The sequence below is a fragment of the Burkholderia sp. IMCC1007 genome, assembly GCF_027257875.1.
Taxonomy (GTDB): Bacteria; Pseudomonadota; Gammaproteobacteria; order Burkholderiales; family Burkholderiaceae; genus Burkholderia.
Genome location: NZ_JAPVQY010000013.1, coordinates 1 through 20699 on the forward strand (window position 1 = coordinate 1; position 20699 = coordinate 20699).

General features: G+C 68.2%; 22 protein-coding genes. 9 read left to right on the forward strand and 13 right to left on the reverse strand.

What is annotated here, in order from left to right; genetic code table 11:
- The 3 genes from O1Q03_RS14395 to O1Q03_RS14405 form a co-directional block, all read right to left on the reverse strand.
- Window positions 1-281: anti-sigma factor (locus O1Q03_RS14395; protein ID WP_269504260.1), on the reverse strand; the 281-nt coding region annotated here is incomplete at its 3' end.
- The gene (locus O1Q03_RS14400) at window positions 271-909 is read right to left on the reverse strand and encodes an RNA polymerase sigma factor (RefSeq protein ID WP_269504261.1); all 639 of its coding nucleotides are present in this window, start codon (window positions 907-909) and stop codon (window positions 271-273) included. The genes O1Q03_RS14395 and O1Q03_RS14400, both read right to left, overlap by 11 nt.
- A 157-nt stretch (window positions 910-1066) precedes the next feature.
- Window positions 1067-1978, reverse strand: coding sequence for a substrate binding domain-containing protein (locus O1Q03_RS14405; RefSeq protein ID WP_269504262.1), 912 nt, complete (start codon window positions 1976-1978; stop codon window positions 1067-1069).
- A gap of 170 nt (window positions 1979-2148) precedes the next feature.
- Here O1Q03_RS14405 and gcl point away from each other — a divergent pair, with 170 nt between their 5' ends.
- The 4 genes from gcl to lysM all read left to right on the forward strand — a co-directional run bounded on the left by gcl (window position 2149) and on the right by lysM (window position 6643).
- On the forward strand, window positions 2149-3924 hold the full coding sequence (gene gcl / locus O1Q03_RS14410) for a glyoxylate carboligase (protein ID WP_269504264.1): 1776 nt from the start codon (window positions 2149-2151) through the stop codon (window positions 3922-3924).
- Between the two features lie 44 nt (window positions 3925-3968).
- Window positions 3969-4778 carry a hydroxypyruvate isomerase gene (hyi, locus tag O1Q03_RS14415; RefSeq protein ID WP_269504267.1) on the forward strand — a complete coding sequence of 270 codons (810 nt, stop codon included), beginning with the start codon at window positions 3969-3971 and terminating at the stop codon, window positions 4776-4778.
- A 26-nt stretch (window positions 4779-4804) separates the two neighbouring features.
- Window positions 4805-5713: a 2-hydroxy-3-oxopropionate reductase gene (locus O1Q03_RS14420; protein ID WP_269504404.1), complete on the forward strand. Its 909-nt coding sequence runs from the start codon at window positions 4805-4807 to the stop codon at window positions 5711-5713.
- A gap of 459 nt (window positions 5714-6172) precedes the next feature.
- Window positions 6173-6643, forward strand: coding sequence for a peptidoglycan-binding protein LysM (gene lysM, locus O1Q03_RS14425; protein ID WP_269504269.1), 471 nt, complete (start codon window positions 6173-6175; stop codon window positions 6641-6643).
- A gap of 100 nt (window positions 6644-6743) precedes the next feature.
- Here the strand turns inward: lysM and O1Q03_RS14430 are convergent, their stop codons facing one another.
- Complete coding sequence (locus tag O1Q03_RS14430) at window positions 6744-7766, reverse strand: asparaginase (protein ID WP_269504271.1); 1023 nt, start codon at window positions 7764-7766, stop codon at window positions 6744-6746.
- A gap of 273 nt (window positions 7767-8039) precedes the next feature.
- Between O1Q03_RS14430 and O1Q03_RS14435 the strand changes: the two genes are divergently transcribed.
- From O1Q03_RS14435 to O1Q03_RS14445, 3 genes are all read left to right on the forward strand, one after another.
- On the forward strand, window positions 8040-8330 hold the full coding sequence (locus tag O1Q03_RS14435; protein WP_006402283.1) for a PsiF family protein: 291 nt from the start codon (window positions 8040-8042) through the stop codon (window positions 8328-8330).
- A gap of 334 nt (window positions 8331-8664) precedes the next feature.
- Complete coding sequence (locus O1Q03_RS14440; protein WP_269504272.1) at window positions 8665-9114, forward strand: hypothetical protein; 450 nt, start codon at window positions 8665-8667, stop codon at window positions 9112-9114.
- A gap of 234 nt (window positions 9115-9348) precedes the next feature.
- Window positions 9349-9936 carry a BPSL1445 family SYLF domain-containing lipoprotein gene (locus O1Q03_RS14445; RefSeq protein ID WP_269504273.1) on the forward strand — a complete coding sequence of 196 codons (588 nt, stop codon included), beginning with the start codon at window positions 9349-9351 and terminating at the stop codon, window positions 9934-9936.
- A gap of 99 nt (window positions 9937-10035) precedes the next feature.
- Here O1Q03_RS14445 and O1Q03_RS14450 read toward each other — a convergent pair whose 3' ends face one another.
- From O1Q03_RS14450 to mltG, 9 genes are all read right to left on the reverse strand, one after another.
- A complete protein-coding gene (locus tag O1Q03_RS14450; protein WP_269504274.1) occupies window positions 10036-11100 on the reverse strand; it encodes a glycosyltransferase family 4 protein in 1065 nt (354 codons plus the stop codon).
- Between the two features lie 287 nt (window positions 11101-11387).
- Window positions 11388-12566, reverse strand: coding sequence for an AAA family ATPase (locus O1Q03_RS14455; protein WP_269504275.1), 1179 nt, complete (start codon window positions 12564-12566; stop codon window positions 11388-11390).
- Window positions 12567-12608: 42 nt separating this feature from the next.
- Window positions 12609-13781, reverse strand: coding sequence for a mechanosensitive ion channel family protein (locus O1Q03_RS14460; RefSeq protein WP_269504277.1), 1173 nt, complete (start codon window positions 13779-13781; stop codon window positions 12609-12611).
- Window positions 13782-13877: 96 nt separating this feature from the next.
- On the reverse strand, window positions 13878-14234 hold the full coding sequence (locus tag O1Q03_RS14465; RefSeq protein ID WP_044843647.1) for a Rap1a/Tai family immunity protein: 357 nt from the start codon (window positions 14232-14234) through the stop codon (window positions 13878-13880).
- Window positions 14235-14354: 120 nt separating this feature from the next.
- Window positions 14355-15065, reverse strand: coding sequence for an ankyrin repeat domain-containing protein (locus O1Q03_RS14470; RefSeq protein ID WP_269504281.1), 711 nt, complete (start codon window positions 15063-15065; stop codon window positions 14355-14357).
- Between the two features lie 44 nt (window positions 15066-15109).
- A complete protein-coding gene (locus O1Q03_RS14475) occupies window positions 15110-15889 on the reverse strand; it encodes a TatD family hydrolase (protein ID WP_269504283.1) in 780 nt (259 codons plus the stop codon).
- A gap of 79 nt (window positions 15890-15968) precedes the next feature.
- A complete protein-coding gene (locus O1Q03_RS14480; RefSeq protein ID WP_269504285.1) occupies window positions 15969-16997 on the reverse strand; it encodes a DNA polymerase III subunit delta' in 1029 nt (342 codons plus the stop codon).
- Window positions 16998-17016: 19 nt separating this feature from the next.
- On the reverse strand, window positions 17017-17637 hold the full coding sequence (tmk, locus tag O1Q03_RS14485; protein ID WP_269504287.1) for a dTMP kinase: 621 nt from the start codon (window positions 17635-17637) through the stop codon (window positions 17017-17019).
- Window positions 17638-18657 carry an endolytic transglycosylase MltG gene (gene mltG, locus O1Q03_RS14490; protein WP_269504288.1) on the reverse strand — a complete coding sequence of 340 codons (1020 nt, stop codon included), beginning with the start codon at window positions 18655-18657 and terminating at the stop codon, window positions 17638-17640.
- 77 nt (window positions 18658-18734) lie between these two features.
- Between mltG and ygfZ the strand changes: the two genes are divergently transcribed.
- Window positions 18735-19769 (forward strand): CAF17-like 4Fe-4S cluster assembly/insertion protein YgfZ, encoded by a 1035-nt coding sequence (gene ygfZ, locus O1Q03_RS14495; RefSeq protein ID WP_269504290.1) that lies wholly within the window; start codon window positions 18735-18737, stop codon window positions 19767-19769.
- Window positions 19770-19845: 76 nt separating this feature from the next.
- Entirely contained in the window at window positions 19846-20691 is an 846-nt protein-coding gene (locus O1Q03_RS14500; RefSeq protein WP_269504291.1) for an NRDE family protein, read from the forward strand.
- The last annotated feature ends 8 nt before the right edge of the window (window positions 20692-20699 follow it).

Consider the following 20699-nt stretch of genomic DNA (forward strand, 5'->3'; position numbering starts at 1 on the left):
GGCCGCCGGGTCGCGTCGGGCGCCGGCTCCGCATCGGTCGACCCGGGCGCCGCCGCGTCGGGCGCCGCCGGCAGCGCGGCGAGGATGCTCGCCCGCAGCGCATCCGGCGCCCGGTAATAGTCGGCCTGCCGCACGGCGCGCCCCAACGCGACGATCCGTTCGCGTTCGCGGCGGCATGCGTCGCAACCGTCGACGTGTCGCTGGACGCGCAACGCGTCGGGCGCCGACAGCTCGCGGTCGACGTCCGCGTCCAGCAACGCTCGCGCTTCGTTACAGTCCATCGCTCGCCTCCGCTCCGGTTCCGCCCGCCGACGCCCGCGCCGGCTTGCTCGCGCACGCCGGCGATCGCTCGTCGCCCAGCAATGCGGCCAGCCGGCGCCGGCCGCGCGCGAGCCGCGACATCACGGTGCCGACCGGCACGTCCGCGATCGCCGCGATCTCGCGGTAGCTCAAATCCTCCATCTCGCGCAACACGAGCACCTCGCGGTATTCGGGCGGCAGCTGCGCGAGCGCCGCATTCACGCGCCGTACGTTTTCGCCGCGCAGCAGTTCGGCGAGCGGATCCTCGGTCGCCGGTTGCCAGTCGTCGGGAACGTCGGTGTCGTCGAGCGTGTCGGGCAGCGCGACTTCGTGCGCGTGGGTCCGGCGGCGCCACTCGGTGTACCAGGTGTGACGCACGATCGTCAGCAACCACGGCCGCGCGTTGTCGCCGCGGCACCCATCGACGAAGCGCAGCGCGCGCATGCACGCGTCCTGGACCACGTCGTCGGCGTCGCCCGCATTGCCGCTCAGCCAGCGCGCCAGGTTGTACGCGGCGTCGAGATGAGGCAGCACGAGCGCGCGAAACCGCTCGGCACGCGCCAGCATATCGTCCGCCCGTTCATCGATCGCCTGTCCGGCTTGCCCCACATGGCCTCCCTGTCCCGGCGGCCGAAGCCGCGCCCGCTCCTGCACGACGTCCGGACGGACCGGCAGCGTGCGCGCTCGATGACCTTACCGCTGTCGCATCGAGTTTATTCCTGCGAAAAGCCGATGACGCGTAAAAAAACCGGCGTTGCCGCAACCGTTACGGCGTGGTGCTCCAGTAGCCGGGGCGCGCGTACGCATCGCGCAGATAGTCGATGAAGTAGCGCACGCGCGCGGGCACGTAGCGCTGCTGCGGGTAGACCGCGAGGATGTCGTAGTCGGGCAGCGCATATTCGTCGAGCACGGTTTCGAGCTCGCCCGTTTCGAGCTGCGCGGCGATTTCCCAGGTCGAGCGCCAGCCGAGCCCCAGGCCTTCGGCCACCCAGCGGTGCAGCAGCTCGCCGTCGTTGCAGTCGAGGTTGCCGGTCACGCGCATCGTCGCGATCTTGCCGTGACGCTGGAAATACCAGCCGCGGTTCTGCCCGCCCTGCAGATTGAAGGCCAGGCAGTTGTGCTGCAGCAGGTCGTCGAGCGACTTCGGCCGGCCGTGCTTGCGGAAATACTCGGGCGTGCCGCACACGACACGCCGGTTCGACGCGAGCTTCACCGCGACGAAGTTTGGATCGACCGCGCCGCCGATCCGGATCGACAGGTCGTAGCCCTCGCGCACCAGATCGACGACGCGGTCGGTCAGGTTGAACGACAGCTGCATCTCCGGCTTGTCGGCCAGGAAGCCAGGCGCATGCGGCGCGACGTGCTTGCGCCCGAACGCGGCCGGCGCCGACACGATCAGGTGCCCGCTCACCGCGCGCCGCCCGGCAGCCAGCTCGTTCTCGGCCTGATCCCATTCGGACAGCAGCCCGCGGCAGCGCTCCAGGAACGCGGCGCCCTCCTCGCCGACCACCAGCCGCCGCGTCGAGCGGTACATCAGCTTCACGCCGAGGCGCTTCTCCAGCGCGTCGATGCGCCGCCCGAGCACCACCGGCGACACGCCCTCCTCGAGCGCCGCCGCCGCGAGGCTGCCCGCGTCCGCGACCCGCACGAACGTCTCGATCTGCTTGAAACGATCCATCTGCTGTCTCCACCCGGCTCTGACACCGGCGGGAAGCCCCGTCCGGCCGTCATTCCATACTTTTAGTTTCGAAATAAGCGACTTCGGCTGATCTTATCAAACCTTTCCTGCATCCCTAAAGTGTTCTCAACAGACCGATTCGCAAGATTCCACCATTCAAGGAGACATTCATGGCCAAGATGAGAGCCGTCGACGCAGCCGTACTCGTGCTCGAGAAGGAAGGCATCCAGACCGCGTTCGGTGTGCCGGGCGCAGCGATCAACCCGTTCTATTCCGCGATGCGCAAGTCGGGCGGCATCAGCCACGTGCTGGCTCGCCACGTCGAAGGCGCGTCGCACATGGCCGAAGGCTTCACCCGTGCCGCACCGGGCAACATCGGCGTGTGCATCGGCACGTCGGGCCCTGCGGGCACCGACATGATCACCGGCCTCTACTCCGCGTCGGCCGACTCGATTCCGATCCTCGCGATCACGGGCCAGGCGCCGCGCGCGCGCCTCTACAAGGAAGACTTCCAGGCCGTCGACATCGAGTCGATCGCGAAGCCCGTCACGAAGTGGGCCGTCACCGTGCGCGAGCCGGCGCTCGTGCCGCGCGTGTTCCAGCAGGCCTTCCACCTGATGCGCTCGGGCCGCCCGGGCCCGGTGCTGGTCGACCTGCCGATCGACGTGCAGCTCGCCGAGATCGAGTTCGACATCGACACGTACGAACCGCTGCCGGTCTACAAGCCCGCGGCCACCCGCGCGCAGATCGAGAAGGCGCTCACGATGCTCAACGACGCGGACAAGCCGCTGATCGTGTCGGGCGGCGGCGTGCTCAACGCCGCGGCCGAAGACCTGCTCGTGCAGTTCGCCGAAACGGTCGGCGTGCCGGTGATCCCGACGCTGATGTCGTGGGGCGCGATTGCCGACGACCACCCGCTGATGGCCGGCATGGTCGGCCTGCAGACGTCGCACCGCTACGGCAACGCGACGATGCTCGCGTCCGACTTCGTGCTCGGCATCGGCAACCGCTGGGCGAACCGCCACACGGGCAGCGTCGAGGTCTACACGAAGGGCCGCAAGTTCGTGCACGTCGACATCGAGCCGACGCAGATCGGCCGCGTGTTCGGCCCGGATCTCGGCATCGTGTCCGATGCGAAAGCCGCGCTCGAGCTGTTCGTCGCGGTCGCGCAGGAATGGAAGGCCGCCGGCAAGCTGAAGGACCGCAGCGCGTGGGTCGCCGACTGCCAGGCACGCAAGCGCACGCTGCAGCGCAAGACGCACTTCGACAACGTGCCGGTCAAGCCGCAGCGCGTGTACGAAGAGATGAACAAGGTGTTCGGCCGCGATACCTGCTACGTCAGCACGATCGGGCTGTCGCAGATCGCCGCCGCGCAGTTCCTGCACGTGTTCAAGGCGCGCAACTGGATCAACTGCGGCCAGGCCGGCCCGCTCGGCTGGACGATCCCCGCCGCGCTCGGCGTGCGTGCGGCCGATCCGAGCCGCCCGATCGTCGCGCTCTCCGGCGACTACGACTTCCAGTTCATGATCGAGGAACTCGCGGCCGGTGCGCAATTCAAGCTGCCGTACGTGCACGTCGTCGTGAACAACTCGTACCTCGGGCTGATCCGTCAGGCGCAGCGCGCGTTCGACATGGACTACTGCGTGCAGCTCGCGTTCGACAACGTGAACGCGCCGGAACTGAACGGCTATGGCGTCGACCACGTGGCGGTTGCCGAAGGCCTCGGCTGCAAGGCGCTGCGCGTGTTCAAGCCGGAAGAAATCGAGCCGGCGCTGCGCCAGGCGCAAACGCTCGCGGAACAGTACAGCGTGCCGGTGGTCGTCGAAGTGATCCTCGAGCGCGTGACGAACATCTCGATGGGCACCGAGATCGACGCGATCAACGAATTCGAGGATCTCGCCGAAAAGGCCGAGCACGCGCCGACCGCGATCTCGATGCTCGACTGAACCGCACGACATTTTTTGACTGACCGACCGAAGAGGCTTAGCTCATGCCGAAGTTTGCTGCAAACCTGACCATGCTGTTCAACGAAGTGCCGTTCCTCGACCGCTTCAAGGCGGCCGCCGACGCGGGCTTCGATGCCGTCGAGTTCCTGTTCCCGTATCCGTACGCGAAAGAGGAACTCGCCGAGCGGATCGAGACGCACCGCCTGCGCCTCGTGCTGCACAACCTGCCCGCCGGCAACTGGGATCAGGGCGAGCGCGGCATCGCGTGCCTGCCCGATCGCGTCGGCGAGTTCCAGGAAGGGGTCGGCCGTGCGATCGAGTATGCGAAGGCGCTGAAGGTGCCGCAGCTGAACTGCCTGGTCGGCATCCCGTCTGCAAGCACGGCGCGCGACAAGACGTTCGTGACGATCGTCGACAACCTGCGCTTCGCCGCCGACGCACTGAAGCGCGAAGGCATCCGTCTGCTCGTCGAGCCGTGCAACAGCTTCGACATCCCGGGCTTCGCGCTGAACCGCTCGTCCGAAGGGCTCGACGTGATCCGCGCGGTCGGCTCGGACAACCTGTTCCTGCAGTACGACATCTATCACATGCAACGCATGGAAGGCGAACTGGCCGCGACGATCGAACGCAACCTCGCATCGATCGGCCACGTCCAGCTCGCGGACAACCCGGGCCGCAACGAGCCGGGCACGGGCGAGATCAACTACGCGTTCCTGTTCGCGCTGCTCGACCGGCTCGGCTATGCCGGCTATGTCGGCTGCGAATACAAGCCCCGCACCACCACGACGGAAGGGCTCGGCTGGCTGCAAAGCGTCGCCGGCTGCGCACCGGGCTCGGCGCGTCGCGCCGCCTGAGATCCTCCCTTCCCGTTTTCAGCCCTATAGGAGACTTTCACATGGCAACCATCGGATTCATCGGCCTCGGCATCATGGGCGCGCACATGGCGCGCAACCTGCTCAAGGGCGATCATCAACTCGTCGTGAACGGCGCGTTCCCGGTTCCGGACGATCTGCGCGCGAGCGCGAAGGTCGTCGCGAACTCGACCGAAGTCGCGCAGCACGCCGACATCATCATCTCGATGGTGCCGGACACGCCGGACGTGCGTAACGTGCTGTTCGCCGACGACGGCGTCGCGAAGGGCCTGACGGCCGGCAAGCTCGTGATCGACATGAGCTCGATCTCGCCGCTCGACACGCAGGCATTCGCGAAGCAGATCAATGCACTCGGCTGCGACTACCTCGACGCGCCGGTGTCCGGCGGCGAAGTCGGCGCCCGCGAAGCGACGCTGACGATCATGGTCGGCGGCCCGGAGAAGGCATTCGAGCGCGCGAAGCCGCTGTTCGAGAAGATGGGCAAGAACATCACGCTCGTCGGCGACAACGGTGCCGGCCAGACCTGCAAGGTCGCGAACCAGATCATCGTCGCGCTGAACATCGAAGCGGTCGGCGAAGCGCTGCTGTTCGCCGCACGTTCAGGCGCCGATCCGGAGCGCGTGCGCCAGGCGCTGATGGGCGGCTTCGCCGCGTCGCGCATCCTCGAAGTGCACGGCGCGCGCATGACCAAGCGCACGTTCGATCCGGGCTTCCGCATCGAGCTGCACCAGAAGGACCTGAACCTCGCGCTCGACGGCGCACGCAAGCTCGGCCTCGCACTGCCGCACACGGCCAGCGCGCAGCAACTGTTCAGCGTGTGCGCATCGCACGGCGGCAAGGCATGGGATCACTCGGCGCTCGTGCGTGCGCTCGAGATCATGTCGAATTTCGAAATCGGCCAGACGCCGGCCGCGTAACGCGGATGCAATGACGCGCGTTTCGCCGCGATGGCGAACGCGCGCGACGAATACACGCGAACCGGCTCGCGGCCGGTCGCAGCGATGCGCGTGCATGCGCGCATCACGGTGGGGCGCCCCGCCGCGCATTGCCAGACGCATGCGCGACGGGGCGAAAAACGTCGCTCTGGGCTGAGAGCGGCGTGGTGGGGTCCGCAGCGGCACCCGGCGGCGCCGGGGAAGCCTTGGTCGGTCAGACGTCGTCGTCGGGTGTCCGCCTGTCGGATTTCGCGTATTACACTTCTTTACGTTCGTGCGCGCGATTTTTCATGCAATCGTCGCGACGAACGCCTACACTTTCGCCACGCCTTTCGAGAAATTCGCCGCGCTTGCGCACACCTCCGGTGGCCGCGTCCAGCGCGGTGTTTTTTTCGCCACTTCACGGCGCGTTTTCTGTTCAACCACCTAGGGAGTGCAGCGATGGGTCTTCTTTCGTTTATCAAAGAGGCGGGTGAAAAACTGCTGGGTCACGCCGACGCGCAAGCGGCAACCGATCCGAATGCCGCGAACCAGACCGCGGCCGATGCAATCAAGAACTACATCAGCACGCAAGGTCTCGATACGTCGAACCTGACCGTCGCGTTCGACGGCGCGTCGCGCACGGTCACGCTGTCGGGCAGCGTCGCCGATCTCGACACGAAGGCGAAGGTCAAGGTCGCGGCCGGCAACGTGCAGGGCGTCGCGGGCGTGAACGACGACGATCTGCAGCCGGACGATCCGGAAGTCCAGTACCACGACGTGAAGTCGGGCGACACGCTGTCGGCGATCGCCAAGGAAGTCTACGGCGACGCGAACAAGTACCCGGTGATCTTCGAGGCGAACAAGCCGATGCTGTCGAGCCCGGACCGGATCTATCCGGGCCAGAAGCTCGTGATTCCGCCGCAGTCCTGAGCATTCGCGCAGCACCGACGTAGAAAAGGCAGGCCGCGCGGCCTGCCTTTTTCGTATGCGCTTCGTGCGCGCTGCGCACGCCCAAGGGGCGTGCCGTCGCTTACAGCGTGTCGAATGCGCGCTGCAGCGCGCCGCGATCCTGGATGCCGTTCGCGAGCGCGAGCATCAGCAGCACGCGTGCCTTGAACGGGCTCAGCGACCCGGCGCTCACGAAGCCGAGCGCGTCGTCGTTCGCGGCGCCGTTGCGCATCACGTGGCCCGAGCCGACGCGCGACGCGCGCACCACCGCCACCCCCGCGTTCACCGCATCGGCGAGCGCCGCCTGCAGCGTCGCATGGATCGATCCGTTGCCGGTGCCCGCGACGACGAGCCCGCGCACGCCGGCCGCAACGAGCGCATCGACGGCCGTGCGCGTCACGCCCGCATAGCTCGTGACGATTTCGACGGGCGGCCACGCAGCGGCAATCGCCAGTTGCGCATCGCGCGAACGCGTGACGCGGCGCGCGAATTCGACGCGGCCGTCCTGCACCCAGCCGAGTGCGCCGAGTTCCGGCGTCTGGAATGCGTCGACCGCGTAGGTGCTCGTCTTCACGACGTCGCGCGCGCCGTGGATCCGGTTGTTGAACGCGACGAGCACGCCCTGCCCGCGCGCGGCCGGATGACCGGCGACCGTCACCGCGTTCAGCAGGTTCAGCGGGCCGTCGGACGACAGCGCGGTGGCCGGCCGCATCGCGGCGGTCAGCACGACGGGCTTGTCGCCGGTCACGACCAGATGCAGCGCGTACGCGGTTTCCTCGAGCGTGTCGGTGCCGTGCGTGATCACGATGCCGTCGATGTCCGGATCGGCCATCAGCGCATCGATGCGCGCCGCGAGCGTGTTCCACAGCGGCAGCGCGAGATCCTTGCTGTCGATGCTGGCGACCTGCTCCGCGGCGACGCGCGCGACCGATGCGAGCGCCGGCACCGCGTCGAGCAGGAAATTGACGCCGAGCGCGCCGGCCTGATAGCCGGCCGTGCTGGTCGCGTCCGGCGCGGCGCCGGCGATCGTGCCGCCGGTGGCGAGTACGGCGATGCGCGGCAGGGCTGCCGCGGACGAGGGGGATGCGGGGTTCGGAGTGTTCATGGCCGCGATTGTAATGGCTCGCGGCCGGCATCCGGTAGGTCCGGCATCCGGCATCGCCGCCGGTCGCCCCGCGTCATGGTTTGTCCCGATCGCCGGCGCGCGGCCCGCCGTCAACGATGGTGCCGCCCGCGGCGTTATACGAAGGCCGTTCTGGTGTTTTCACATTGATTTGCCATAATCGGTGCGCGCGGCGCGATGCGGCCCTGTTCCCGTTGCGCCGGGTTTCGTGACGGCGTCGATATAAAACGCAATTCACCCCATGGGAGTGTCGAAATGAAGATCCAATCGCTCGTAGCCGCAGTGCTTCTCGGCGGCATGCTGGCTTCCCCGGCTTTCGCCGCGAACAGCCAGCAGGACAAGATGAAGGCCTGTAACACGCAGGCTGCCGGCAAGACGGGCGACGAACGCAAGGCGTTCATGAAGGACTGCCTGTCGGCCAAGCCCGCGAAGAAGATGACGCAGCAGGAAAAAATGAAGGCCTGCAACACCCAGGCCGCGGACAAGAAGGGCGACGACCGCAAGGCGTTCATGAAGAGCTGCCTGAGCAGCCAGCCGGCCGCCTAAGTCCCGGCGCTCCCGTCTCGAATGCCGCGCACCGCTTCGGCGGGCGCGGCATCGTTGTTTTCGTTGCGCGCACATCGACGCGTGCGACCTGGCGGCCGATGCGTCGCCGCGTCGGCCGGCGGACGACGACCGCGCGGCCGCACACGCCGACACAGGCCGCCTTCCCGCCCCGCTTCCCGCCGCTTCCTCTGCATGCCGTGCGGATGCCGACACCCGATGCGGCAATTCGCCGCGTTTTCTTCTATGATGGCTGCAATGCGGCCCACCCAAGTACAAGACGCGCCATCGGGCCGCCCTCAGACGAACGCGCACGCCGCGTCAAACGGAGGCATGGATGGCATGGAGACAACACCGCTGGTTTCGCCGCTGGGTGATCGTGATCGTGTTCTGGGCCGTGCCCGTCGCGATCGTCGCCGTGCGCGAGATCCGCGAGGAAATGGCGTACAACAAGGCCGACCTGCAGCTCGCGCTGACGACCTGGCAGCTGACCGACGCGCAGCAGGCGGCAGGCGCCGCCGCGAAGTGCCATGGCGATCCTGACGAAGCGCGCGCGGCCGGCTGCCCGGCCGACGTGCTCTCGGCCAACGCGGCACGCCAGCAGGCGGCCCGCGACGAATACGTGGTGCGTCGCAACACGCTCGCCGGCTATCTGTGGCATGCGTTCGTCGGCTACTGGGTCGTGCCGGCCGCGTTCCTGTTCGCATGCGGTGTGGTGATCGCGCTGATTCGCCGCGCACTGCGGCGCCCGCAGATCAAGCCACCGGTGCCGCCCGTTCCGCACTGACACCGCGGGCCCTGCCCATCCCCGTCCCTTTCCGCTGCCCGCCGCCGACCGCACGCGCGGCGCATCGGCGTGCATGCGCCGATCCGTTCGTTGGCGCGCTGCGACACCTCCAAACGATTTGACGCTTTTTCACGTTGGAATGAAAAAAGACTGTAATCCGCTGTGATATAACTGCCGACGTGAGCCGCTCCTTGAGCGAGACTCACTCCGAACATCATCCGATGGAGAAGAACGATGCAAAAACGGAATCTTGCGCTGAAAGCTGCCGCTGCGCTCATCGTCGGTAGCCTCGCGCTCACCGGTTGCACCACGACGCCCGACAAGCCCGACAACGCCGCGACCAACGCGTCGAAGCGTCAGGCAATCGACTCGAGCGTCGACGCCACGCTGTCGCGGCTGTATTCCACGGTCAAGGGTTCGCGTGAACTCGTCGCGAAGTCGCGCGGCGTGCTGGTCTTCCCGGACGTGATCCAGGCCGGCTTCATCGTCGGCGGCCAGACCGGCAACGGCGCGCTGCGCGTCGGCGGCAGCACCGTCGGGTACTACAACACGTCGTCGCTGTCGGTCGGCCTGCAGGCCGGCGCGCAGTCGAAGGCGGTCGTGTTCCTGTTCATGACGCAGGACGCGCTCGACGAATTCCGCGGCTCCGACGGCTGGGCAGCGGGTGCCGGCGCGTCGGTCGCGCTCGTGAAGATGGGCGCGAATGGCGCGGTCGACACGACCACGGCCACCGCACCGGTCCAGGTCATCGTGCTGACGAACGCCGGCCTGATGGGCGACGTGTCGATCAACGGCACGAAGGTCACGAAGCTGAAGATCTGACGCGGCGGCCGCCTCGCCCGTGCGCACCGCGCGCGGGCGCCAGACAAACGGCGATGTCCTTGCGGGCATCGCCGTTTTTTCATGTGCGTGCGCGGCGGCTCAGGTCGTCGAGTCGATCACCTTGAAGCGCGAGCGCTTCTGCGCGCGAATCAGCGACTGGTACACGTCGACGTACTGCTGCGCCATCCGGCGCGACGTGAAGCGCTCCTCGAAGCGCTGCCGCACGCGGGCGCGCGGCAGCAGATGCAGCCGGTTTACGGCGGCCACCGCGCTGATCTCGTCCTCGACGATGAAACCCGACACGCCTTCGTCCACCACTTCCGGCACGGCGCCGCGATTGAACGCGATCACCGGCGTGCCGCACGACATCGCCTCGATCATCACCAGCCCGAACGGCTCCGGCCAGTCGATCGGAAACAGCAGCGCATGCGCGCCCGACAGGAATTCGGCCTTCTGGTGGTCGGCGATCTCGCCGACGTACTCGACGTGCGGCAGCGCGAACAGCGGCTTGATCTCGCGTTCGAAGTACTCCTGGTCGGCCGCGTCGATCTTCGCGGCGATCCGGATCGGCAGCCCGCACTGGCGCGCGATGCGAATGGCCGTGTCGACCCGCTTCTCCGGCGAGATGCGGCCGAGGAACGCGAGATAGCGCGGCTCGACGGGCTGCGGGAGGTACATCGTGTCGGGCAGCCCGTGGTGGACGGTGGTCTGCCACTTCGCCTGCGGCAGCGGCTGGCGCTGCGAGTTCGAGATCGAGATCACCGGCGCGGTGTTGAACGTGTCGAACACCGGCTGCTGCTCGGGCAGGTCGAGCCGGCCATGCAGCGTCGTGACGAACGGCGTGTCCTGTCGGCTGAAGACCGAAAACGAGTAGTAGTCCATGTGGAAATGGAGCACGTCGAAGTCCTTCGCCCGGCGCGCGACCGTCTCGATCAGCAGCATGTGCGGTGCGACGCGGTCGCGGATCGACGCATCGAGCCGCAGCGCGTGCGGCCATACCGGTTCGAGCTTCGCCCGCGTCGTCGAATCGCCGCTCGCGAACAGCGTCACGTCGTGACCGAGATCGACGAGCGCCTCGGTGATGTAGGACACGACGCGCTCCGTGCCGCCGTACAGCTTCGGCGGAACGGATTCGGTCAGCGGGGCGATCTGGGCAATTCTCATGATCCACGTCTCCTGTGTCCTCGGTCGGGATCGGCAGCCGCGCTCGCGCGCGCGCGCCATCCCGTGCAGAGCAGGCCGGCATCGCGCCGGCCGGATATCTCATTATTATTCGCGATCCCGATGCCCGGAAGCGCCCGTCTTGCATTTTATGGGGGTTGTTACAGACAGATACATTCCGCCGCGCGCCCGCCCGTGTGGCGGAGATGCCGGCGCATCGCCGCGGCCACGCCGCCCCCGCGACGATCGCGGGCAGCGTGACAGCACGCGTCGGCGCCCGTCGGCCCTCGTCAGCGCGACGGCCACTTCCACGGCGGCAGGTCGCGCGTGTCGGCGTCGACGAGCCCGGTCGCGCCCAGTTGCTTGTCGAGCACCAGCGACTCGCAGCCGGCCTCGCGTTCGAGCGTCGCGATGAGCCGCGCCGCATGCGACACGACCAGCACCTGCGAGCGTTGTGCCGCCTGCGCGATCAGACGGCCGAGCGCCGGCAACAGATCGGGATGCAGGCTCGTCTCCGGCTCGTTCAGCACCATCAGCGCGGGTGGGCGCGGCGTCAGCAGCGCGGCCGCGAGCAGCAGGTAGCGCAGCGTGCCGTCCGACAGCTCGGCCGCCGACAGCGGCCGCAGCAGCCCCGGCTGGCGCATCAGCACGTCGAAGCGGCCGCGGCCGCCCGGGTTGTCGATGTCGATCGATGCGCCGGGGAACGCGTCGTCGATCGCCGCATCGAGCGCCGCGGCATCGCCGATCTCGCGGATCGTCTGCAGCGCGGCGGCGAGATCCGCGCCGTCGTCCGCCAGCACCGGTGTATGCGTGCCGATGTGCGACTCCCGGGCCGGCGCCTGCGCGTCGGTCCGGAAATGATCGTAGAAGCGCCACGAACGGATCCGCTCGCGCACCGCGATCATCTCCGGCGCGCCGACCGGATCGGCGAACTCGGTCATCATGCTGTCGAAGCCCGCGACCGTCTGCGGTACGGTGTACCAGTCGCCCGCGGCGGTGCGCGCGCGAATCTGCGCGCCCTGCCGGTCGACCAGCAGCGTCGACGGGCGCGGCAGCGCGCCACCCCAGATGCATTCGCGCTTCACGACGGGATCGAGGCGAAACATCGTCGCGTCGTTCTTCACCGGCAGGCCGAGATCGATCGCGTAGCCGAAATCGTCGCACGCGAAGCCGAGCCTGAGGCTCACGGGGCCGTTGCGCACCGTGCCCGTCACCGGCGTGTCGCCGCTCAACATCGCGCGCGAGAAGCGCTCGGGGCCGGCCCACAGCGTCGACGGCAGCCCGCCTTCGCGCGCGAGCGACGGAATCACGCGGCCCTGCGCTGTGTCGGCGAGCAGCCGCAGTGCGCGGTACACGCTCGACTTGCCGCTGCCGTTCGGCCCCGTCACGACGTTGAGCGCCGCAAGCGGCACGATCAGCTCGCGCAACGAGCGGTAGTTGGCGATGGCGAGCGTCTTCAGCGCGGTCATGGGAATCGGAAACGGGAAACGGCAGCAGGCGCCGGGCCGCGTTCAGCGGCCGTCGACGGCCTGCGGATCGGCCGCGGTATTGGCCGCCGTGCTGGCGGCAGGCGACCGCGCGTGCGGCCGTTCGGGATTCGGCGCATCGGGCGCGGATTCGTGCGGAAACAGCTCCATCCGGTTGCGCGGCAGGCATTGCGGATAGCGCGCCTGCAGGTACGCGATCAGCCCCTCGCGCACGCGGCAGCGCAGATCCCAGCACGCCGACGAATCGACGGCGCTCACGAGCGCACGCAACTGCATCGTGCGCTCGGTCGCGTCGGTCACCTGCAGCACCTGCACGCGGCCGTCCCATTCGGGCGCCGCATGGACGAGCCGCGCCAGCTCTTCGCGCAGCGGCGCGAGCGGCGTGCGGTAGTCGACCGACAGGAACACCGTGCCGATGATCTGCGAGCTGCTGCGCGTCCAGTTCGTGAACGGGTTTTCGATGATCCACTGCAGCGGGACGACGAGCCGCCGCTGATCCCACAGCCGCACCGACACGAACGAGCCGGTGATTTCCTCGATGCGCCCCCACTCGCCCTGGATCACGACCACGTCGTCGAGCCGGATCGGTTGCGTGAGCGCGATCTGCAGCCCGGCGATCAGATTGCCGAGCACCGGCCGCGCGGCGATACCGGCGACGAGGCCGGCGACACCGGCCGACGCCAGCAGGCTCGCGCCGATCTGGCGCACGTTCGGGAACGTCATCAGCGCGGCGCCCGTGCCGATGATCACGATCAGCACCATGATGGTCCGCACGAGCACCTTGGCCTGCGTATGAACGCGCCGCGCATGGAGATTGTCGGCCGTATCCATCGGATGGGCCTGGATGATCGCGTCGCCGACGCCGGCCGCGAGCCGCACCAGCAGCCAGGTCAGCGAGACGATCGAGCCGACCGCGGCCGCGGTGCGCATCCCGCGCACGAACGACATGCCGTCGTCCGCCTGGATCCACACGAACTCGAGCGCGAGCAACGCGAGCGTGACGAGCGACGATTTGTCGATGTAGCGCAGGATCACGCTCATCAGCGGATACGGCTGCGCGATACGCTTGACGATACGTGCGCCGAGTCGATGCACGATCACGACGACAAGCACGACGGCGATCGACACGAACAGCGTGCCGAGCCACGAATGCAACGGCGCATCGGCGATGCGCTGCAGTTCCTCGATTGAAATCATCGGCGCCCGGGATGCTTCGGTTATGAGGCGCGCGGGCCTCGTCCTGGATGCGTCGGCGATGTCCGGGCGTCGCACGCACCCGGACGCGGCGTCAGATCAGCTACCGCCCTTGCAGGGAAACGCCTTGCCGAGACCGAGCGACACCGCGGTGCTCGCGTTGTAGTCGGCCAGCTTCGGATTCTCCGCGATGTACTTGCGCACCGCGTCGGTCATCTGCTGCGCCCGGATGTCGGGCGGCAGGCAGAAATACTGCCCGACGCGCGGCCCGGTGGTGCCGCCGATCGCGTCGATGGTGTTGTAGACGCCGTCGGCGGCGCCTTCGATGTAGGCCGCGCACGACGCTCGCGACTTGACGTCCGTCTTCGCGCACAGCCGGTCGAGATCCGCGCCCGTGAATGCCGCCGCCGACAACGGCACGGCAAACGCCGCGGCACAAAACATAGCCCGCAACATGGTGTTCCTTATGTCAATGCGGCCCGCAGGCCGCTCACTGCGCTGACCGGCGCGACGGCCGACGCCCGCTGCCAGCCGGTTTCCGGCCGGCCGGGCGCGCCCGTCGTCGCGCCGAAACCGTCATTTTGCACTCTTTTGGGCATCCGCCGGCGCCGATGCGCCGATGCGCACCGTCCGCTTGCTCAGGATGTCGATCGCGTCCGGCGCGTTGTAATGCTTCGCGAACTCGAGCGCGGTGATGCCGAGCTGGTTCTTGACCTGCGGATCGGCGCCCTGGTCGAGCAGCAGCGTGACCGTCGACGCATGGTTGCCGCGCGCGGCCATCATCAGCGGCGTCGTGCCGTTCGGCGACGCGGTGTCGATGTAGGCGTCGTGGTCGAGCAGGATCTTCACGACCGCGTCCTGGCCGTTGGTGGCCGCGTAGTGCAGCGGCGCCCAGCCCTTCTTGCTGACTTCCGCGCCCTTGTCGATCAGCAGCTTGACGAGCCCGACGTCACCGTTCAGCGACGCGAGCATCAGCGCGTTCTCGCCGGCCTTGTCTTCCTTCTCGAGGTCGACGTTCGGTGTCGTGGCGAGCGCGGCGGCGACCTTGTCGGACTTCTCGCGCGCGGCGATCACGATGAGCGGGTCGCCGTTCGGCGCGAGCGTGTTCGGATCGAGCTTGCCGCTCTTCAGCTGCTTGCCGATGTCGGCGATGTCGTCGAACTTGACCGCCTTCACGACAGCGTCGAGCGACTCGGCGTGCGCGCCGGCGGCGGCAAACAGGCCGCTCGCGACGAGCGCGGCGGCGACGAGTGCGCGCTTCGGCAGATAGGTGGTCGGCTTCGTCATTGTTGTGGGCTCCTTCCCTGGGTTGTGGGCTGTGCCGCGCGTCGTTAGCGCGCGATCTTGAACAGCCGGAAAAAGTTTTGCGTGGTCGCATCGGCGAGCGCCTCGACGGCGATCCCGCGCTCCGCTGCGATAAAGCGTCCGACATGGCTGACGTACGCAGGTTCATTCGGCTTGCCGCGGTACGGCACCGGCGCGAGGTACGGCGAGTCGGTCTCGATCAGCAACCGCTCGAGCGGCACGCGCCGCGCGACGTCCTGCACGTCGGTCGCGTTCTTGAACGTGACGATGCCCGACAGCGAGATATGGAAATTCTGCGCGAGCGCCTGCTCGGCGACCGGCCACGGCTCGGTGAAACAGTGCATCACGCCGCCCGGCACGTCCGCGCGCTCCTCGGCCATGATCCGCAGCGTATCTTCGGACGACGAGCGCGTGTGGATGATCAGCGGCTTCATCGTCGCAGTCGCCGCGCGGATATGCGTGCGAAAGCGTTCGCGCTGCCATTCCATGTCGTCGATCGAGCGGCCTTCGAGCCGGTAATAGTCGAGGCCCGTCTCGCCGATCGCGACGACCTTCGGGTGCGCGGCCAGCTCGATCAGCTCGGCGAGCGTCGGTTCGCGCATGTCCTCGTGATCGGGATGCACGCCGACCGACGCGTACACGTTGTCGTGCGCTTCGGCGATCGCGAGCACGTCGGGCAGTGTCTCGAAGTCGACCGACACGCACAGCGCGTGCGTGACGTCGTGCTCGCGCATGTTCTCCAGCACGGCCGGCAGGCGGTCGGCGAGGCCGTTGAAATTGATGTGGCAGTGAGAATCGACGAACATCGTGTTTCCTGAATACGTAAGGCGGGCGCTCATGCGCTCGCCGGCAATCGTTTCCCTATCCGGCGGAAACAATCCGCGCTCATGCGAACATTTCCCGATAACCGAGAAACAGTTCCTCGAATACGAGCCGCGCGTTGAGCGGATGATTCTCGACGGTGCGCTGGCGCGTCACGGCCTTCATGAAACGCGCGAACGCATTCGCGTCGACGGCTTCCGCGCAGCGCGCGAGCGCCGCGGCATGCGTCGGGAAGTAGCGCGGCGCGCCCGCCATCCGCTGCGCGAGCAGATCGTACAGCCAGCGCTGCAACCAGCCGAGCACGAGCGGCATCGGCAGCTTCTGCAGCGCCTCGCCGCACGCGAACGGATCGCACGCGGCGCCGGCCGCGAGCTGGCCGAGCGTGAAGTCGCGCAACGGCCGGTTCTCGTCGCTCGCGAGCGCCAGCGCGGCAAGCGGCGCGCCGCCGGCTTCGGCGAGCAGCGCACGCGCATCGGCCACGCCTTGTGCCGCGAGCCACGCCTGTGCCGTCTCGGGCGCCGGCACGGTCATCGGCCACTGACGGCAACGGCTGATGATCGTCGGCAGCAACCGGTCGATGCGCGCCGACACCAGCAGGAACACGACGCCCGACGGCGGCTCCTCGAGCGTCTTCAGCAACGCGTTCGACGCGGCGACGTTCAGTGCCTCGGCCGGATACAGCACGACGACGCGCGCGCCGCCGCGGTGCGAGCCGACGCCGCAAAAGTCGAGCAGCGCACGCACCTGCTCGATCTTGATTTCCTTGCTGGGTGCGCGCGTCTTCTTGCCGCCGTCGTCCGCGTCGGCCGGCTTCGCATCGTCGGCCGCGCCCGGCGCTTCGCCGGCGAGCGCCTCCGGCAGCACGATCCGGTAGTCCGGATGGTTGCCTTGCGCGAACCATGTGCAGGCCGCGCAGGTGCCGCACGGCTCGCCGTTCGGCTGCGGCGCTTCGCACAGGAAGCCCTGGGCGAGATGCTGCGCGAACTGCAGCTTGCCGATCCCGGCCTGGCCGTGCAGCAGCAGCGCATGCGGCCATTGCGCACGCAGTTGCTGCAGGCGGTTCCAGTCGTCGGTCTGCCACGGATAGATCATGTGGTGCGTTCCTTGCGTGTTACAGCGCGGCGAGCACGCGTTCGAGCTGCTGGCGGATCTCGGGAATCGACTGCGTCGCGTCGACGATCGCGAAGCGGTGCGGCGCCTCTTCCGCGCGGCGCAGGTATTCGCTGCGCGTGCGCGAGAAGAACGCATCCGACTCGCTTTCGAACTTGTCGGGCATGCGGGCGGCGCCGCGGCGCTCGCTCGCCACCTGCGGCGCGACGTCGAACAGCACCGTCAGGTCGGGCTGGAACCCGCCCTGCACCCAGCGCTCGAGCGTCTCGAGCTTGTCGCGCGGCAGCCCGCGGCCGCCACCCTGGTACGCGAACGTCGCGTCGGTGAAGCGATCGGACACGACCCAGTCGCCGCGCGCGAGCGCGGGTTCGATCACGAGCGCGAGATGCTCGCGGCGCGCCGCGAACATCAGCAGCGCCTCGGTCTCGAGATCCATCGGCTGGTTCAACAGGATCTCGCGCAGCTTCTCGCCGAGCTGCGTGCCGCCCGGCTCGCGCGTGACGACGATCTGCCGGCCGCTCGCGGCCAGCTTGCCTTGCAGGCGTTCGCAGAACCATTGCAGGTGGGTGGTCTTCCCCGCCCCGTCGATGCCTTCGAACGTGATGAATTTACCGCTCGCCATTTATTGACCTCGTATGTACTTGTCCACGGCCTTGTTGTGATCGCCGAGCGTGTCCGAGAACACGCTCGTGCCGTCCCCCTTCGCGACGAAATACAGCGCGCTCGTCGGGGCCGGATTGATCGCCGCCTGCAGCGACGCGACGCCCGGCAGGGCAATCGGCGTCGGCGGCAGCCCGCGGCGCGTATAGGTATTGTAAGGAGTGTCCGCCTGCAGGTCGCGCTTGCGCAGGCGGCCGTCGTACGCGTCGCCGAGGCCGTAGATCACCGACGGATCGGTCTGCAGCGGCATCCCGATGCGCAGCCGGTTCGCGAACACGGCCGCGACGAACGCGCGATCGGCCGCATGGCCCGTTTCCTTTTCGACGATCGATGCGATCGTCAGCGCGTCGTAAGGTGACTTGTACGGCAGCCCCGGCGCGCGCGCGGCCCACGCTTCGTCGAGGCGCGTCTGCATCAGGTGGTACGCGCGCCGGTAGATGTTCAGGTCGCTCGTGCCCTTGTCGAACAGGTAGGTGTCGGGAAAGAACAGCCCCTCGCCGCTGCCGCGCTGGACAGCGGTGTCCGGCGCGCCGATCGCGCGCAGCAGCTCGGCATCGCTCATGCCGGCCGTCGCGTGCACCAGATCGGGATTGCCGTCGAGCTCCGCACGCATGCGCCGGAAGGTCCAGCCTTCGATGACCGTGGCGACGTATTCGTTCACGTCGCCACGCGCGATCTTCTGCAACACTTCATAGGGCGTGATCCCGGTCTTGAATTCGTAGTTGCCGGACTTCAGCCGGCTCGACAGCCCGAGCAGCCGCGTCATCGCGACGAAGCCGAACGGCTCGATCGGCACGCCGCCGCGCTTGAGCTGCACCGCGACGCTTTTCACGCTGCTGCGCGGCTTGATCGTGACGTCGAGCGACGCGGCGCCCAGCAGCAGCGGCCGGCTCGCCCAGTAATACCCGCCGCCCGCGACGGCAGCGGCCACAACGACGGCCAGCGCCGCGACCGTCGCGGCGCATTTCTTCAGTAGGGACATGGAAACGTGACTGAGGTAAGACCCATATAATACTTGCTCGCCTCCGTCAAAGTCAGGGTTGACTGTTCCCTCATTCCATGAGCACACCGTTCGCTTCACCGGCTGCCCAGGCCGCATCCGCCTCGCTTCCCGTTTTCCCCCGCCCGTCCGCCGCCGATTTCGATGCGCCGGGCGCCTGCATGCCGCTGCAGCAGTTCGGCGTGATCGACGTGGCCGGCGACGACGCCGCGACGTTCCTGCACAGCCAGCTCACCAACGACATCGAGCATCTCGATGCCGCGAGCGCGCGCCTGTCCGGCTATTGTTCGCCGAAGGGCCGCCTGCTCGCGTCGTTCCTCGCGTGGCGCGCCGGTCACGGCGTGCGCCTGCTGGTCTCGAAGGACGTGCAGGCCGCCGTGCAGAAACGGCTGTCGATGTTCGTGCTGCGCGCGAAGGCGAAGCTCACGGATGCGAGCGACACGCTCGCGGTGGTCGGCTTCGCCGGCGACGTGCGCGACGCGCTGTCGGGCATCTTCGATGCGCTGCCGGACGGCGTGCACGTGAAGGTCGACGGCCCGGCCGGCGCGCTGATCCGCGTGCCGGATGCGGCCGGCCGCAAGCGCTACCTGTGGATCGGGCCGCGCGCGGAAGTCGACGCACGCGTCGCCGCGCTCGCCGGCACGCTGCCGGTGGTGTCGCCTGCCGTGTGGGACTGGCTCGACATTCGCGCGGGCGAGCCGCGCATCACGCAGCCGGCCGTCGAACAGTTCGTGCCGCAGATGGTCAACTTCGACGTGATCGGCGCCGTTAACTTCAGGAAGGGGTGCTACCCTGGCCAGGAAATCGTCGCGCGCAGCCAGTATCGCGGGACGATCAAGCGCCGCACCGCACTCGCGCACGTCGCCGGCGAGACCGACACCGTGCACGCCGGCATCGAGCTGTTCCACAGCGACGATCCGGGCCAGCCGTGCGGGATGATCGTCAACGCGGCGGCCGCGCCAGCGGGCGGCGTCGACGCACTCGTCGAGATCAAGCTCGCCGCGCTCGACAGCGGCACGGTGCACCTCGGTTCGGCCGACGGTCCGGCGCTGGCGTTCGACGCGCTGCCGTACACGTGGCCGACGGAAGTGTGATGCACTGATAACCCGTTCGCGCGCCGGTTCGCACGTTGCAGCCGGCGCCCGATGTTTCCTGCGAGAGATTCGCCCGATGTGTCTGATTGCCTTCGACTGGCAGCCTGATGCCGCCGCCGGTCCCGTCTTTACCCTCACCGCCAACCGCGACGAGTTCTTTCGTCGTACGAGTGCGCCGCTTTCATGGTGGGAAGACGTCCCGGGCGTGCTGGCCGGCCGCGATCTCGAAGCCGGCGGCACGTGGCTCGGCGTGTCGCGCGACGGCCGCTTCGCGGCGCTGACGAACTACCGCGCGCCGTTCGACATTCGCGCGGGCGCGCCGACCCGCGGCAAGCTCGTATCCGACTTCCTCGGCGGCGAGTCGGTCGCGCCGCTCGATTACCTCGGCGAACTGGCCGAGCACGCGGCCGTGTACAACGGCTTCAACCTGCTCGTCGGCGACTGGAAGCGCCGCGAGCTCGCATGGCTCTGCAACCGCGCGGCCGAAGGCGAAACCGGCGTCGCCGCGCCGGTGGCGGTCGCCGCCGGCGTGCACGCGCTGTCGAATGCGCGGCTCGACACGCCCTGGCCGAAAGTCGTGCGCAAGCGCGCGGAGCTCGGCACGCTGCTGACCGACAACCCGACGCCGTCGCTCGACGAGCTGATCGAGCTGATGCGCGACACGCATGTCGCCGACGACGATGCGCTGCCGCACACGGGCATCCCGATCGAGCGCGAACGCGCGCTGTCCGCCGCGTTCATCGAAACGCCCGAATACGGCACGCGCGGCACCACCGCGCTGCGCGTGACGATGAAGGAAGGCGTGCGATTGACGGTCGACATCAAGGAACGCTGCGACGACGACGGCTCGCACCGCACCGTGCGGCCGGGCACGTTCGAGCGCGCGTTCACGTTCGACATCGACGCGACGAAGCCGCGCTGAACGGGCGC